Source organism: Shinella zoogloeoides (genome assembly GCF_020883495.1).
GTDB classification, from domain to species: domain Bacteria; phylum Pseudomonadota; class Alphaproteobacteria; order Rhizobiales; family Rhizobiaceae; genus Shinella; species Shinella zoogloeoides.
In genome coordinates this window covers 3820670-3834617 of record NZ_CP086610.1, presented here as the reverse complement: position 1 = coordinate 3834617, position 13948 = coordinate 3820670, and the positions used below count along the sequence as shown (strand labels likewise).

The 13948-nt window shown below is 59.2% G+C and carries 17 protein-coding genes; 3 read left to right on the top strand and 14 right to left on the bottom strand.

Features of this window, described 5'->3' with window-relative positions:
• Position 1 precedes the first annotated feature (1 nt).
• The gene (locus tag K8M09_RS18835) at positions 2 to 604 is read right to left on the bottom strand and encodes a carbonic anhydrase (protein WP_160787258.1); all 603 of its coding nucleotides are present in this window, start codon (positions 602 to 604) and stop codon (positions 2 to 4) included.
• Positions 605 to 964: 360 nt separating this feature from the next.
• Between K8M09_RS18835 and rnk the strand changes: the two genes are divergently transcribed.
• Complete coding sequence (gene rnk / locus K8M09_RS18830; protein WP_160787257.1) at positions 965 to 1390, top strand: nucleoside diphosphate kinase regulator; 426 nt, start codon at positions 965 to 967, stop codon at positions 1388 to 1390.
• Positions 1391 to 1570: 180 nt separating this feature from the next.
• Positions 1571 to 2074 (top strand): hypothetical protein, encoded by a 504-nt coding sequence (locus K8M09_RS18825; protein WP_160787256.1) that lies wholly within the window; start codon positions 1571 to 1573, stop codon positions 2072 to 2074.
• A 15-nt stretch (positions 2075 to 2089) separates the two neighbouring features.
• Here the strand turns inward: K8M09_RS18825 and gdhA are convergent, their stop codons facing one another.
• The gene (gdhA, locus tag K8M09_RS18820) at positions 2090 to 3442 is read right to left on the bottom strand and encodes an NADP-specific glutamate dehydrogenase (protein WP_160787255.1); all 1353 of its coding nucleotides are present in this window, start codon (positions 3440 to 3442) and stop codon (positions 2090 to 2092) included.
• A gap of 91 nt (positions 3443 to 3533) precedes the next feature.
• Entirely contained in the window at positions 3534 to 4580 is a 1047-nt protein-coding gene (locus K8M09_RS18815) for an HPP family protein (RefSeq protein WP_324256114.1), read from the bottom strand.
• On the opposite strand from K8M09_RS18815, the gene K8M09_RS18810 reads away from it, so the two are divergent.
• Complete coding sequence (locus K8M09_RS18810; RefSeq protein WP_229342014.1) at positions 4503 to 4718, top strand: hypothetical protein; 216 nt, start codon at positions 4503 to 4505, stop codon at positions 4716 to 4718. The two genes, K8M09_RS18815 and K8M09_RS18810, sit on opposite strands and share 78 nt — an antisense overlap.
• Positions 4719 to 5115: 397 nt before the next feature.
• Here the strand turns inward: K8M09_RS18810 and K8M09_RS18805 are convergent, their stop codons facing one another.
• The 11 genes from K8M09_RS18805 to K8M09_RS18755 form a co-directional block, all read right to left on the bottom strand.
• Positions 5116 to 5406, bottom strand: a complete 291-nt coding sequence (locus tag K8M09_RS18805) for a hypothetical protein (protein ID WP_229342010.1) — start codon at positions 5404 to 5406, stop codon at positions 5116 to 5118.
• Between the two features lie 101 nt (positions 5407 to 5507).
• Positions 5508 to 6071: a YecA/YgfB family protein gene (locus tag K8M09_RS18800; RefSeq protein ID WP_064334525.1), complete on the bottom strand. Its 564-nt coding sequence runs from the start codon at positions 6069 to 6071 to the stop codon at positions 5508 to 5510.
• Positions 6068 to 7642 carry an IS66 family transposase gene (gene tnpC, locus K8M09_RS18795; protein WP_160788236.1) on the bottom strand — a complete coding sequence of 525 codons (1575 nt, stop codon included), beginning with the start codon at positions 7640 to 7642 and terminating at the stop codon, positions 6068 to 6070. The genes K8M09_RS18800 and tnpC overlap by 4 nt, the downstream gene beginning before the upstream one ends.
• A 48-nt stretch (positions 7643 to 7690) precedes the next feature.
• Positions 7691 to 8047 (bottom strand): IS66 family insertion sequence element accessory protein TnpB, encoded by a 357-nt coding sequence (tnpB, locus tag K8M09_RS18790; protein ID WP_160788235.1) that lies wholly within the window; start codon positions 8045 to 8047, stop codon positions 7691 to 7693.
• On the bottom strand, positions 8044 to 8514 hold the full coding sequence (gene tnpA / locus K8M09_RS18785; protein ID WP_160788234.1) for an IS66-like element accessory protein TnpA: 471 nt from the start codon (positions 8512 to 8514) through the stop codon (positions 8044 to 8046). The genes tnpB and tnpA overlap by 4 nt, the downstream gene beginning before the upstream one ends.
• A 214-nt stretch (positions 8515 to 8728) precedes the next feature.
• Positions 8729 to 9256 carry a hypothetical protein gene (locus K8M09_RS18780; RefSeq protein WP_160786710.1) on the bottom strand — a complete coding sequence of 176 codons (528 nt, stop codon included), beginning with the start codon at positions 9254 to 9256 and terminating at the stop codon, positions 8729 to 8731.
• Positions 9253 to 10065: a TIGR04255 family protein gene (locus K8M09_RS18775; RefSeq protein WP_160786711.1), complete on the bottom strand. Its 813-nt coding sequence runs from the start codon at positions 10063 to 10065 to the stop codon at positions 9253 to 9255. The genes K8M09_RS18780 and K8M09_RS18775 overlap by 4 nt, the downstream gene beginning before the upstream one ends.
• Before the next feature lie 199 nt (positions 10066 to 10264).
• A complete protein-coding gene (locus K8M09_RS18770) occupies positions 10265 to 10414 on the bottom strand; it encodes a recombinase family protein (RefSeq protein WP_229342007.1) in 150 nt (49 codons plus the stop codon).
• Positions 10415 to 10482: 68 nt separating this feature from the next.
• A complete protein-coding gene (locus K8M09_RS18765) occupies positions 10483 to 10722 on the bottom strand; it encodes a recombinase family protein (protein ID WP_229342005.1) in 240 nt (79 codons plus the stop codon).
• On the bottom strand, positions 10719 to 13355 hold the full coding sequence (locus K8M09_RS18760) for a hypothetical protein (protein ID WP_229342003.1): 2637 nt from the start codon (positions 13353 to 13355) through the stop codon (positions 10719 to 10721). The genes K8M09_RS18765 and K8M09_RS18760 overlap by 4 nt, the downstream gene beginning before the upstream one ends.
• Entirely contained in the window at positions 13324 to 13902 is a 579-nt protein-coding gene (locus K8M09_RS18755) for a recombinase family protein (protein ID WP_160786712.1), read from the bottom strand. Before K8M09_RS18755 ends, K8M09_RS18760 begins: the two co-directional genes overlap by 32 nt.
• Between the last annotated feature and the right edge of the window lie 46 nt (positions 13903 to 13948).

Below are 13948 nucleotides of genomic sequence, written 5' to 3'. Positions count from 1 at the left end.
ACTAGCCTCCCCGGTTGCCGCGCACCGTGCATTTGAGATCAGAAAGCAGCCCGTCCTGCAAGCCGTAGACCCAGCCATGGATCGATACGTCGCGGCCCGCCTGCCAGGCGGCCGTGAGGGTCGGCGTGCGGGCGAGGCGCTCGACCTGCGCGGCGACGGACGCCTCGCAGAGCCGGTCGAGATCCGCGTCGCTCCAGGCGCCGCATTCCCGGCATTCGAAGCGCCGGTCCGCCACGTCGCGCACGGGCTGCAGCCAATGGTCGATCAGCCCGAAGCGCTCGCCGCTGACCGCCGCGCGGATGCCGCCGCAGCCATAGTGCCCGCAGATGATGATGTGTTTCACGCCGAGCTGATGCACGGCATATTCGACCACCGACAGCATGTTGAGATCGGCCGGGTGGATGAGGTTGGCGACGTTGCGGTGGACGAAGACCTCGCCCGGCTCCAGCCCGGCGATCACATTGGCCGGCACGCGGCTGTCGGAACAGCCGATCCAGAGATAGTCCGGCTGCTGCAGCTTCGACAGGCGCTCGAAATAGTCCGCCTTCTCCGCTTTGCGCTCGGCGGACCACGCCTTGTTTCTGGCAAGAAGGTCTTCGATCATCGCAGGGCCTCGTTCGTTCCGACTCAACGAGCTATCCGCCCATAGCTGGCTTCTGTCAAACCGACAGGGCGTCGCAGGGGCGGCGTTCGGCCGCGCCATCGGCCACCGCCCTTGACTTTACCCGTGCCCTCACCCCATCATAAGGGCATGATGACGACGCACGACCTTGCCCGATTTCTGAAACGGCTGTTTCCTCTCGCAGGACACTAGCCCCTCGGCTTGGTCGCGTCGCGCCCCGGCCGTGGGGCGATAGCGGTTCCGTCATTTTTCGAGAACCGCGTCAGAATTGCGCGACATCATTTCCCAGTTTTCCGATTTTCCACGCGCCCGCCGGGCCGCGTGAACCCGCGCGAGGTTCTCATGACCGCCACCAAGACCAAGGGCCGCCGGCCCGCCATCACCATCGCCCGTTCCGAGCACGCGCGCCTTTCCAACCTTGCCGACATGCTGGCCGAGCGCGATCCGCACGCCGCCGAGCAGCTTGCCGCCGAACTCGACCGCGCGAAGGTGGTGGACGACGCGCGCATGGCCCCGGGCGTGATGCGTATCGGCTCCACCGCCGAATTCCAGATCGACGAGGAAGCGCCGCAGACCGCCGAGCTGGTCTTCCCCAAGGACGCCGACATCTCCCGCCAGCGCATCTCCGTGCTGACGCCGGTGGGTGCGGCGCTGCTTGGCCTTTCCGCCGGCCAGTCCATCGAATGGGCCGCGCGGGACGGGCGCGTGCGCCGTCTCCAGGTCATCGCCGTCCATGCGGGTGCGCCGGATACGGCCCGCGCCTCGTAAGGCTTTCGCCCATGAAATTCCTGTCCTTCTCCCAGTCCGGGCGCATCGGAGGTTGCCTCGTCGCAGGATCGTGACCCCCTGCGCCGCACGCGCGGCCAGGGGGCTTCTCCACCACGGACCTTGATGCCCCGCCGCAAAGGGCGGGCAGGATGGAGAATGACGATGGGACAGGATCCCGGAATGCTCACGGCGAGAGACGGCTACGTGCTGGACAGGATGCTGCGCGACTGGCAGCCGCCGGCGGAGGAATGGCTGACGCTGCTGAAGCGCAAGCTTTCGGCGGGCCGCCTGCCGATGGACGCCCCGGTACCGGCCGGCCTTGCGACAATCGACGCGCGCATCACCTTCCGCTGCGCCAGCGGGCTTGCCGACAGCCGCACGCTCTGCCTTCCGCGCGACCATGTGCCGGGCGGAGCCTTCCTGCCGATCACCACCTTCTATGGTCTTGCCCTTCTGGGGCTGCGGGAGGGTGAAACATTCCACTTCGACAGGCCGGAGGGGCGGCGTGATTGGGTGCTGCTGGAAAAGGTGCTGTACCGGCCGGTCGCGACCGGCGTCGCCAGACCGGAACCGCCCGTCGCCTGGCCGACCTTTCGGCTGATTGCCGGCGGCCTTGCCGATCGCGCCTTCGCCGCCGCCAACGAAAACGGCCCCGGACCGGGTCCGGGGCCGTCTGCCGCCTGAAAAGGCGGGATGCGATCAGATCACGCCCTGCGCGCGCATGGCTTCGGCCACGCGGGTAAAGCCGGCGATGTTGGCGCCGAGCACGTAGTTGCCCTTGGCGCCATATTCCTCGGCCGTTTCGGCGCAGCGGTTGTGGATGCCGGCCATGATCTGGCCGAGGCGTTCACGCGCGGTCTCGAAGCTCCAGCTATCGCGGCTGGCGTTCTGCTGCATTTCCAGCGCCGAGGTGGCCACGCCACCGGCATTGGCCGCCTTGCCGGGGCCGAAGAGCACGCCCGAATCCTGGAAGGCGCGCACGGCTTCCGGCGTCGAGGGCATGTTGGCGCCCTCGGCGACGGCGATGACGCCGTTCTTGATCAGCATGCGGGCATCCTTGCCGGACAGCTCGTTCTGCGTGGCGCAGGGCAGCGCGACTTCGCAGGGCACATCCCAGATGGACCCCTTGCCGGTCGGGATGAAATGCGAGCCGGCCTTCGCCTTGGCATATTCCGACATGCGCTCGCGGCGCACTTCCTTGATCTCCTTGACGAGATCGAGGTCGATGCCCGCCTCGTCGACGATGTAGCCGCTGCTGTCAGAGCAGGCGACGACCTTGGCGCCATAGGCAATCGCCTGTTCCATGGCATAGATCGCGACATTGCCCGAGCCGGAAACGGTGACGCGCTTGCCGGAGAAGTCCGTGCCCTTGGTGGAGAGCATGGCCTGGGTGAAGTAGACCGCGCCGTAGCCGGTCGCTTCCTTGCGCACCAGCGAGCCGCCGTAGCTGAGGCCCTTGCCGGTGAAGACGCCGGCTTCGAAACGGTTGGTGAGGCGCTTGTACTGGCCGAACATCCAGCCGATCTCGCGGCCGCTGACGCCGATATCGCCGGCAGGAACGTCCGTGTGCTCGCCGAGATGGCGGTGCAGCTCGGTCATGAAAGACTGGCAGAAGCGCATGATCTCGAGGTCGGACTTGCCCTTGGGGTCGAAGTCCGAGCCGCCCTTGCCGCCGCCGATCGGCAGGCCCGTCAGCGCGTTCTTGAAGATCTGCTCGAAGCCGAGGAACTTGATGATGCCGAGATTGACGGAGGGGTGGAAGCGAAGGCCGCCCTTGTAGGGGCCGAGCGCCGAATTGAACTGCACGCGGAAGCCGCGGTTGATCTGCACCTGGCCCTTGTCGTCGACCCACGGCACGCGGAAGATGATCTGGCGCTCCGGCTCGCAGATGCGCTCGATCAGCGCGTCCGTCAGGTAACCGGGATGCTTGGAGACGACCTGGCCGAGGCTTTCCAGCACTTCGCGCACCGCCTGGTGGAATTCCGGTTCCGCCGGGTTGCGCTGCAGCACCTGGGCAAGGATGGGTTCAAGCTTCTCGTCGACGGTCGCCATGACGACACTCCTTTCGTTTCTCGGTCTTATAGTTCCTGGATAAAGCCGCCGGGCGAAGGCCGGTCGGCGGGATGACATCGTTCGGGCATGATCAGATCCCCTGCCCGTGGCCGCCCATCAGGCCGGTCCGCCCGGTCTGGGAGAGGCTTTTGGCCAGCGTGGCCAGCAGATCGGTCTGGGAGATGACGCCGACGGCGCGCCGCGCCGCGTCGATCACCACCACCGCATGGATGGAGCCGTCCGTCAGGCGCGGGATGAGGCCGATCGCCGGGTCGGAGGGGCTTGCGGTCGCCGCCTCGGAGATCGGCAGATGCGCAGCCGGCGCCATGGCAGCCAGTTCGCGCAGACCCACCGTGCCGAGAAGCCGCCCCTCGCCGTCGAGCACCGGCAGCGTGCGGATGTCGTGGTCGAGGAGCTGCGCGCGCGCCATGTCCGCCGTCGCGTCCGCCTGCACCGTCACCACGTCGCGCGACATGATGTCGGCGCAGGTCAGTTCGCCCCGTTCGCGCAGCAGCACCTGCAATTCGACCTGCCGCAGCAGGGCGTCGAGGTCGGCGCGGCTGATGTCGAGCGTCTCGTTGAGGCTGGCGATGGCGGCGTCGATATCCTCGGTGTTGAAGCCGACGCGGAAAGCGGCCGGCGGATCGGCCGTCTTGTGCGTGTTGACCGGCGCGACCGCCTGACGGTGCGGGTATTGCCGGCCGGACAGGCGGTGGAACAGGATACCGATGGCGACCAGAATCATCGAATTGATGGCGACCGGCACGAGCGGGAACCAGAAGCCGGCCCGCGCGACGGCCGCGCCGCCGATGACCGCCGTGAGCGCAGCAGCGCCGCCCGGCGGATGCAGCGAGCGGGTGAGCGACATGGCGAGGATCGCCAGCGCCACGGCAAGGCCGATGGCGATGGCCGGATCCCTGACAAGGGTCAACACCGTGACGCCGACAAAGGCCGAAATGGTGTTGCCGCCGACAATCGACCAGGGCTGGGCGAGCGGGCTGGCGGGAACGGCGAAGAGCAGCACGGCCGATGCGCCGATGGGCGCGACGATGAGCGGCAGATGGACATCGTTGCCCATGAAGAAACCGCAGACGAGGCCGGTGATGCAAATGCCGATCAGGGCCCCGAGGCAGCCAATGAGGCGTTCCTTGAGCGTGGCGCCGGCCAGGATGGGTGTAAACAGCCGGAATTTGGACAGAATGCCCGCTTTTCGGGCATCGTGTTGAGGTGGGGCCACGATAATCCTGATGATAAAAGGCAAATGATTATTTTCTAGGCTTATGTGCCTATCGCGCCATGGACGCAAGGGTGCGGCGGGAAGATTCTGTTTCGCCGGGAAGGGAACGAAAGCCGCGCAGCGCAGGCAACAAAAAAGCCCGGCAGAGCCGGGCTTTTTTGACGTATCCGGATAAACCGGATCGGGAATTTGGTGCCCAGAAGAGGAAACGGCACGTCGCAAAAATTATTCAATAAAAACAATAAAATATAGGTCATTTTCAGTTTCGTGGTGTACCAGTGCGGTGCCCCATTTCGTTGAAAATTTCTGTGCAACTGTTGCACGGGAATGTTCGATGCCCAAAATGGTACTCGAACCATCATGCCGCCCGTAATGAAAGATAGCGCTAAACGTTCGCTCGCGGGCTATGACAAATCTGCTTCAGTCACTCCTCCGACTATTCGGCCTTGGCCATCTGTTCGAGGATGAAAACCCCGTCCATTGTCACATACCAAGCGGCACGCGCGCGAAGTTGCTTCTGCTGCTCTTTGTTAAAATCTCCCCACACTTCACCATGGTAGGGATTGGCAGGGTGGGGATGCTCCTCTTCAAGGGGCTCAAATCCCACCTGTAAACCAAGCTCACGCAGTTGCCCTGCCGTGTAGCGGATTGATCCGCACCAGCGCGGCGTGGTTACAAAGACCTTCGGATCAATTCCGGCTTCCACGATCAATGCTTCCAAATCCACCGATTTTCCGGGATAGGCACCGGAAGATGATGCTTTGAAAAGTGAGCGCAACGAAGAGCCCACGGCTTCCGTGATTGACTGAATAGGCTTCCGGCTGTCGGTCAGAACTTTTGCTTTGCCCGCTTCGGCATAAAATAGGCTCGGATCTTGACGAGCGCTTCGGCGACGGCAACGGCATCCTGACGGGTCGCGTTCCGTTTTGCCTCGCCGAGCTTGCGGATGGGCGCGACGATATCCCCAGTGACGGCATGACCTCCAAGGACGGGCTGCCAAAGCTTGGGCGCGTACCTTGTTCCCAATAGAAAGCAGAGGTCCCAAGCGAAGGGATCAAAGGTTTGATCATCGATCTTGGTGAACCTGGGCCGATGATCTTTCGGCGTTTCGGCGAGGCTTGCCGATATCCGGTTGTATTCCGCAACGATGGTCTGGACGGCTCGATGCTCGGTTGTTTCCATTGGCAGGTTCAGGGCATCCGGGCCAGTCAGCTCCGGGATCCACTGACGCGGGTCGATAAACCTCGGGCCGATGATGAGAGCCGTGAGATAGCCGTCGAGGCCGCTCATCGACCAGATCGGCGAGACTGGACGGCGTGCCCTGATAAACGCCTCGAACGCCTCGTCATCGAGCTTCGGTCGTGCCGTAGCCCCTTGGCTGTTCTGTGTCATGCCGCCCGTCGCTCCTGATCTGCAATGCTCTCGCGGTTGGCCTTCCAGGTCCATGGAAAGAGCGTATCCATCTGGTTCGCGGTCACCTTGCCGGAGATGATGCGCTCGAGCACGTCGGCAAGCCAAGCTTCGGGGTCTACACTATTGAGCTTTGCCGTGTTGACGAGCGATGCGAGGACCGCGAACGTCTTGCCACCGCGTTCGCTGCCCACGAACAACGAGTTCTTCCTCGTCAGAGCCACCGATTTCATCGAACGCTCGACCACATTGGAGTCCACTTCGATCCGGCCATCCTCCAGGAAGGCTGCCAGTCCGTTCCAGTGGTTGAGCGTGTAGGTGACGGCCTTGCCAAGCGCCGATTTCGACGACACCTCGTCGCTCAGTTCGGTGAGCTGGGCCTTCAGTTCGCTCATGATGGGCGCTGCCTCGCGACGCCGCACCGTGAGCCGGGTATCGGCATTTTCGCCGCGCAGTTTCGCTTCGATCCGATAGAGCTCGGCAATCCTGGCAAGGATCGACAGGGCCTCAGCAGACCCGGTCATCTTGACGATTTCGACGAACTTGCGTCGGGCATGGGCAAGGCAGAAGGCCAGCCGCATGGGAGCGACATTGCTCCTCCCCCGGCGCTTGGCCAAGGTTTTATAGGCTTGGTACCCATCGACCTGGAGCACGCCGGCAAACGACGACAATTGCCCCTCGACCTCGCGCGCGCTGCGGCTTTCGGCAAAAGTATAGGCCACCGCCGGCGGCGCCGGACCATTCCATGGCCGATCGTCGACCGCCTGCGCCCAAAGTTGGCAGACCTTGGTTCGCTTACGCCCCGGATCAAGCCGCGGGAGCGGCGTCTCATCACAGAACACCCTTGGCTGGGAGCGGATGAAGGCAAGCAGCGCGTCATAGAGAAGCTCAAGCCACCAGGCGACCCGCGTCACCCAGGCCCCGAGCGTGCCGCGATCGATGATCACGCCGCAGGAGGCAAGCATCTGCGCCTGGCGATGAAGCGGCAAATGCCAGGCGAACTTCGAAACGGCGACATGGGCGGCAAACGCCGTGGTCACCATGCCGCCGTCCATCACACGCGCCGGCGCTGGCGCTTGCACAATGGCACTCTCGCAGGCCCGGCATGCGTAGCGCGGCCGGATCGTCCGCTTCACCCGGACAACCGCCGGCACGATGTCGAGCGCCTCACTGACGTCCGTGCCGATGCAATGCAGCTCGAACGAGCAGCACGGGCAAATCTTGCTCTCCGGCTCGATGAGCTCTTCATACCGTGGGAGATGCCTGGGTAACCGGCCGATGTTGCGCGCCGGCGATCGCCGCTCCTGCTTTCGGCCGTCAGCCACGGGTGCAACATCGTCATTGGCCGCCGCGGGAATGTCGCTGAGATCGCCAAGCTCAAGCGTCGCCTGCTTCGGGTCGATCGCCGTCATCTTCTCCGATTTCGGCCCAAAGAGCTGCCGCTCCAGGAAGGCAACGCGCGCCTTGAGGTCGGCATTCTCTGCATCGAGCGAGAGAATGATTCGGCTCAATTGCGCGGCATCCTGAGGTAAAGGGTCGGGTCGAAGCGGCATGGCAGACCCTAGCACATGACCCTGAATCTTCAAGCAAATCCAATAGGATCAGCCTGCTTTCGTTGGCCGCTTTACGGTGTTTCGCCTGACCCGCGTCCAGTCGATACCGGCCAGCAAAAGGGAGAACTCCTGGCTACTCATCTGCATCGCGCCATCACGGATCGGTGGCCAAACGAACGTGCCAGCCTCCAGCCATTTCGTCGCCAGGATCATGCCTGATCCGTCCCAATAAATGCAGCGCAGGCGATCGAGACGCTTGGCGCGGAACACGAACACGTCACCACAGTAGGGATCAGCTGCAAGCGCTGACGCCACCAGCGCAACAAGCCCATTCATGCCGCGCCGGAAGTCGACCGGCTGCGTCGCCACCATGATCTTCACTCCACCAGGCGAAAGTCCAATCACCGGCGTGCTCGCAACGTTGCCACGATCGCCTGCGCCAATTCGGGCGCCACCGAGCCGATCACGGTCATACGCGCGCCAGCAATCTCGATCTCAATACGCCCCGCGGCGTCATGGGCGACATCCGACGGCGAGTTCTCGCAAGACGTTCTATCGCCAACCACCGTCACCGGCACGAACATGGCCTGCTGTGCGCCGGCTTGCGCGGATCGTCGAGAGGTCAGCCCGGCTTCGCGCCGCCAGACGTTCAGCAGACCGCGATTGACGCCCCAGCGCCGGGCGATCGCCGAGATGTTCACGTCAGGTTCTGCACTTTCGGCAAGGATCCGCGCCTTCTCCTCGTCGGTCCAATTCCGCCGCTGGCGTCGACCCGTGATCACCTCGATCCGACGATACTTTCCCTCATGCCTGGCTTCATGCATGCCTTCATCCATGGCTTCAAGCATGGCATCAGCGCGATCTTCGACCATCCCGTTCCGCTCCTATCGGTGAAGGAGCTGTTCTCGCGGCCGCGATCGCAAAAGGAAAGGTGGGGTGTTCGTCGCGCTCACTTTGAAAACATAAGACGATAGAACTCTGTTTCCGAACTTGTCAGTAACAACCTGCTTTTCGGACACACGCCGAATTATGCCATCCGTATTGGCTATTCCCGCATGGTCGTGAGGCGTAACATTATTGTTTTCATCACGCGGCGGCGGCGTCAGCATCAACCATTGGCTCCGACAACTGCTCAATCCAAGCGACGATAGGCAAGAAATTAAAAGTCAAATTAATCTCTTCGCCGTTTGGGCCGGTGTTTTCTGTCGAGCGCCACGCGTGAACACTGTTTGCCCCGCGAACATGTAGTTCAATGTCACCCTTATGAGTGTGCCATTCGATTTGCATGTCACCACCGTCACCGGGGACCAACTGCGGCACGGGAGTGTCACTACCGCAAATGCTTTCAAGCATTCGCAGTGCGAAATTGGCCGTCTCGAAACTGACAGGTTCCGCCCGGTAGCCATCCCAACCAACCGGCAACCTCACCAATTCAGACAGGGTTGCCTCAACTTCTTCTCGCCAAGCGCGATGCGGGGCTTGAACAATAAGCCTGTTCAAAGATGAGGTGCGGCTTGCGGAGGGATCAGCTTTAGCCGGGGAGACGTTCATTTGTCCGGCAGATAACAGCCTAGGCGTGCGCGAAAACGCGGCGTTTGCTCCCGACCAACTCATTTTGTTCTTCCCCACCGTTCATGGCACAAATCAGTTGTGACATCCGTAAACGTATTCACTACCATTTCGCGACCAAGTTTCAAGAAATTCAACGCACCAGATATATTTGGTTCTGTAGGAGCGCCGCGCGCTGTAATTGTAAGCGCAATTATACGGCTTTGATCCAGACTGTTCACTCCAATCTGAGCTTCGCCGATTATGCGACCGACAGGCCCCGACTTCTCATCATATATGGTGTTCCTAAACGAGAATGAAACATCTTCAGGCTGCTCGCCTTGAAATTGTGCAAACCGCAATATGTCTGAGACGCCTAGACCATCGCGTCCATTGCCGATCTGTATATGATTTATGTAGGAAATCTCGCACTGATTAATGTTCAGCCGTTGGGAGGCAAGCGAAGCAAAATATTGCTCCAACTTTTTCAGTTCACCCTCAAAATTGACGATCATCCGCTCGAAACGGGGATACTCGTTTGTTTGATCGCCAACTTTTCGCCAATTGTGTAGCAGTCTGTCGCTTTGGAATTGGATCAGTTCTTCCTTTTTGGGGGAGAGGAACCAAAACCGATCATGTTGCGCACCAGTAACAAAGCCAAAATTCAACTGAGGTCCGGCAGGAAGCCCAAATGTCTCGAATGCCGGAGGGATGGCAGGATACTCTTCCACATTAGGGAACGTCTCTTTGAAAAGCTGCCAAACTTCGTATGCTTGAATTTGCTGGTAATTGCGCGCTGGAGCAAACTGCACGCCGAGAACGACTTCGTTCAGCGGAGGATTTGTATAATCTGGCAGATGCTCTGGTCTTATCACTCTACGCCTCTCTTGCCGCTCGAAATCCGGGCCATTCGGACCTTCGCGAGAGCTTCCCTTTGTTGCTGTGATACAAGCGTTTGCTGGTTCTTCATAGTAGCGCGCTTACAAATTTCGCATCTCATTTTTACGCCAAATTGTAGCACATGGCTGCCGGACGGGGATTTCAAAGTGCAACAGTTGCACGACAAGTCGAGGGTTATGCCGCCTGTCGTGCGAGGATGCACGAAACCTGAATTGCTGCCCATGCCCCGCCGCGTGGTGCTGGGATGCCTCTTGCCGTCAATTCGGCAGCTATACCACGAAGCGATGCGCCGGACGCTTGAATGTCGAGGATAGCCGGGAGCACGTCTGCTGCCCGCTTGGCAGCCTTGCCAGTGCGGACATTGCGGGAGGCTACGGGCCAGGGGCGCGGACTTATGCGAAGTTGCCACGGTCTCCACCTAGCTTTGCGCCGCGTGCCTTGGCAGCGGCAAGGGCATCCCTTGTCAGGATGGAAATAGCTTCCGCTTCATGTTCGGCCATCCCCGCGATGATATGGATAGTGAGGCGGTTTGCCTGTGGCATGTCGAGTGCGACGAAATCAACGTCTGCTTCCATCAGGCCGGAAACGAAATGCACGTTGCGAGCAAGTCGGTCCAGCTTTGCAATAATCACTCCGGCAGAAATCCTAGGTCGAATACTTGAGGGGATAGTTTCTCACTGAGCATATTATATTTGGCATCGAGAGGGTCAAAGTCGGTCAACTCATTCGCGAGGTTGGCCTTTAGTGCACGCCGTATCTGCCACCAACCTACGTCAGAGCGACCAAGCTTGAACTCGTCAACAATGGTCCGCCCGAACTTCTGCTGATGGTAGTGTCGGAATAGCTTTCGCCCCTCGGCCATCACGGCGTTCGCCTCAGCGGAGAGCTTGAGTTTTGACATATAAGTCGTCATGAAATTCGACGCGAACGCGGTCTTTGCTCCGACCTCAGCCTCGGTAAAGGGGAGAAAGTGGTTGGTGAGGGGCCAGTCAGCACCATTCCATCTAATTTTTTCGACGGCTGCGGTGTAATTGGCTCCATTGAAGAGGGTCCATACTAAGCAGTCATTTTTGAACTCATCCGTAAGTTGCTGGTTTGGCTGTAAAAATTGATCGCGGTCGTTGAGCCAAGTCGGCTTGATAAGTCGGCGCACGGCGAACATTACGGCGACCTGCCAGAGATTGTCTTTGTTGATAAAGAAACCTCGGCCACTAGCGAACCCAGAGGAAAGGATCATCGTTAAACGGCTGGCTTGCTGAAGATCGTTTCCAGCACAATTGAACCATCCGATAGCGCCATCTGACCAGTTTGTCCCCCGTAAGTCTGCCGTGGTGGTGGCGGGTTCGACTGCGCCCTTTAAAGGCAGGGCAGGTGTCTTGTTTGCTTTTGGGCGTATTGGCCACGTTGAGAGCAGTAAGTCGTTCTCGATGTTGGTGAATGTCTTATCGCCTACATACGCGGCATTTCGGTCCAGAACGTCTGTCACGATCTCGGTGATAGGTTCAGGTCTCGATGTATCCCAAATAAGAAAACCGATCGGAAAATCACCTTTAAGACCGTCGAAGGCGCGACTGTGCACCACAAAGCCTCCAAGATATTTGGCTTGCCAGACCTTACGAAATTCCTCAAAAGCCTGCGAGTTGACGTATTTCAACTTTCCGAATGTCGCCACGGTAGCGGTCGGTATTTCTTTGTGAACACGGGCAAGGAACTGCGTGAAAAGCTCGTTGCTAGCCTTTCCATATCCATCCATGCCTGCACTTGCGAATTTGGAACGTGCCACACCAGTCTTACTTCGATCAACGCCTTTACTGGCCGCGTTGTCCGTACTTGTAGCCTCGGCATAGGGCGGATTGATTAATATCAGTATCTTTTTCGCGCCACGTTTCTTTGCTGTGGCATCGGCGATTGCCGTCTGCAATGCGACAGGCATCTTCGAAGTCATTGAATAGTCGATTAGGCCAAACTCGTTTACGTCGTCGTTTAAGTAGTCGTACTGAAAGATGGTTGCTCCGACACAAGTGTGCGCTGCACGCATAATATTGATGTCAGCTTGGTCGATGGTACTCATGAAAACGTTATGATAATTCGAATGTTTGACTTCGAGATTTCCCACACCGCAGCACATATCCCAAACAATATAGCGTTGCTGCCAGTTTTTCCCCAGCACGGCAGCCAACTCGTCGTACGCCTTGTCCACAACTGAAAGGCGGGTATAGAATGCACCTTTGAACTCGCGCTCGTTGAGCGGCAACAAACTATCTCGTCGTTCGATAAGATAGCGGCGGTATTCCTCATCGGGAGGGCGGTGGTAAATCGCCCAAAAATTCCGATAGCCGTGTAGGCTGTTCAACTCGTACATTACGCCGTTCAGAAAGAAGACTGGCTTGTCGCCATCATGAAGAAGCTTGGCGGGTAGGTCCTGTACGGCAGCCTTCTTGCCATCGTGCATGATGTCGGCAAAGAAGAGCAGGGCATAGTCAGTCGGCGCTACGCCTGTCAGCTCTTCTCCGATCATCCCGACCCACTTGTCAAAGACCTGACGTAGGTTGTCTGGCGTGATAGGGGTGCGGATGATTTTACCGGCGCTGATGGCCGATTTGATTGCATTTATGAAATCGCGCTCGTAGGTATCAAGCTGATATACAACAAAGTGGGTCTCGATGTAGGGCGCGAGCTGGATCGCAAGTGATTTTTCGATCTTTGATCCAGACTTTGGCCACTTTATCAGCTTGTCATCGAGGATCGGCAGGGCGTTAGCCGTCTCCATTATCGCCGCTTTTTCCGTATCGATCACACATAGGAACGGTGGTATCTGCTCACCGAGTTTCCGCGCATTCCTCACATAGAACAACAGTTGTGCAAACATCACGACCGGAGGTGTAGGAAATCCCTTAGCTTCGAACCAGATTTCTTTGGTGCGTATATCGACAAGGGTCTTGTTATAAGCCTTCAAGCCAATCGCTTTTATATACGCGTCCTTCACATCTTCTTCTGTCTTCGCGCGAAGTAGGTCAGCTTTTAGGCTCATGGAAAATCCTGGGATGCGATAGGCGTCAAAGAACTCATCGCGCAAAACGTGAACTGAGGCAAGGCAACCAAGTGCCAGCTTCGCAATTCCTTGATGAGCCGACCATTTGCCAAAGCCTTGAGCCGGACGCGTGGGCAACGGCGCAATATAACGCAGAAATGCCGGTGCAACTGTTGCACCGAGTATCGCGGCAAGGTGGGGGTTAAGCCACCTCTCCGGTGGTTGCCTGTCCAAGCGCCTTGTAGACCGTCGCTTTCTTCAGGCCGGTCTTGGCGATGATATCTTTGATCATGAGACCGTCGCGGCGCATCTGCGCAATCTCGGCAATCTTGGCATCGGTCAAAAGGAGCTTCCTGCCGAACTTGACGCCCTTGTCCTTGGCGCTGGCGATGCCGTCAACTTGGCGCTCTGCTCGGATGGCCGCTTCGAACTCGGCAAAGATGCCCAACATCTGCAACATGGCGCGGCCTGCCGGGTTGCTGGTATCAATCGACTGGTCGAGGACGTGAAGGGAGACGCCCTTGTCCGTCAGCTCCTTGACTATGGCGAGGAGGTCAGCCAGCGACCGGGCCAAGCGGTCGATACGGGAAACAATGAAAGTGTCGCCCTTGCGAACGAAGCGAAGCGCTTCTTTCAGGGCTGGACGGTTCGTGTTCGTGCCCGACTTCTTTTCTTCAAAGATGTTCTCCGGGGCCACGCCTGCGGCAATTGCCTTCTCGCGCTGTACGTCAAGGTTCTGCCCGACTGAGGAAACCCGGATATATGCAACGCGTTCGCCCATGTGTCTACAATCTCCTTAGATGTTTATGGACTTAATTAATAGACAT

Bases quoted from the DNA above. Each gene is read 5' to 3' on its own strand.
- K8M09_RS18835 (WP_160787258.1), bottom strand. From the start codon at position 604: ATGATCGAAGACCTTCTTGCCAGAAACAAGGCGTGGTCCGCCGAGCGC.
- rnk (WP_160787257.1), top strand. From the start codon at position 965: ATGACCGCCACCAAGACCAAGGGCCGCCGGCCCGCCATCACCATCGCC.
- K8M09_RS18825 (WP_160787256.1), top strand. From the start codon at position 1,571: ATGCTCACGGCGAGAGACGGCTACGTGCTGGACAGGATGCTGCGCGAC.
- gdhA (WP_160787255.1), bottom strand. From the start codon at position 3,442: ATGGCGACCGTCGACGAGAAGCTTGAACCCATCCTTGCCCAGGTGCTG.
- K8M09_RS18810 (WP_229342014.1), top strand. From the start codon at position 4,503: ATGGACATCGTTGCCCATGAAGAAACCGCAGACGAGGCCGGTGATGCA.
- K8M09_RS18800 (WP_064334525.1), bottom strand. From the start codon at position 6,071: ATGACACAGAACAGCCAAGGGGCTACGGCACGACCGAAGCTCGATGAC.
- tnpC (WP_160788236.1), bottom strand. From the start codon at position 7,642: ATGCCGCTTCGACCCGACCCTTTACCTCAGGATGCCGCGCAATTGAGC.
- tnpA (WP_160788234.1), bottom strand. From the start codon at position 8,514: ATGGTCGAAGATCGCGCTGATGCCATGCTTGAAGCCATGGATGAAGGC.
- K8M09_RS18780 (WP_160786710.1), bottom strand. From the start codon at position 9,256: ATGAGTTGGTCGGGAGCAAACGCCGCGTTTTCGCGCACGCCTAGGCTG.
- K8M09_RS18755 (WP_160786712.1), bottom strand. From the start codon at position 13,902: ATGGGCGAACGCGTTGCATATATCCGGGTTTCCTCAGTCGGGCAGAAC.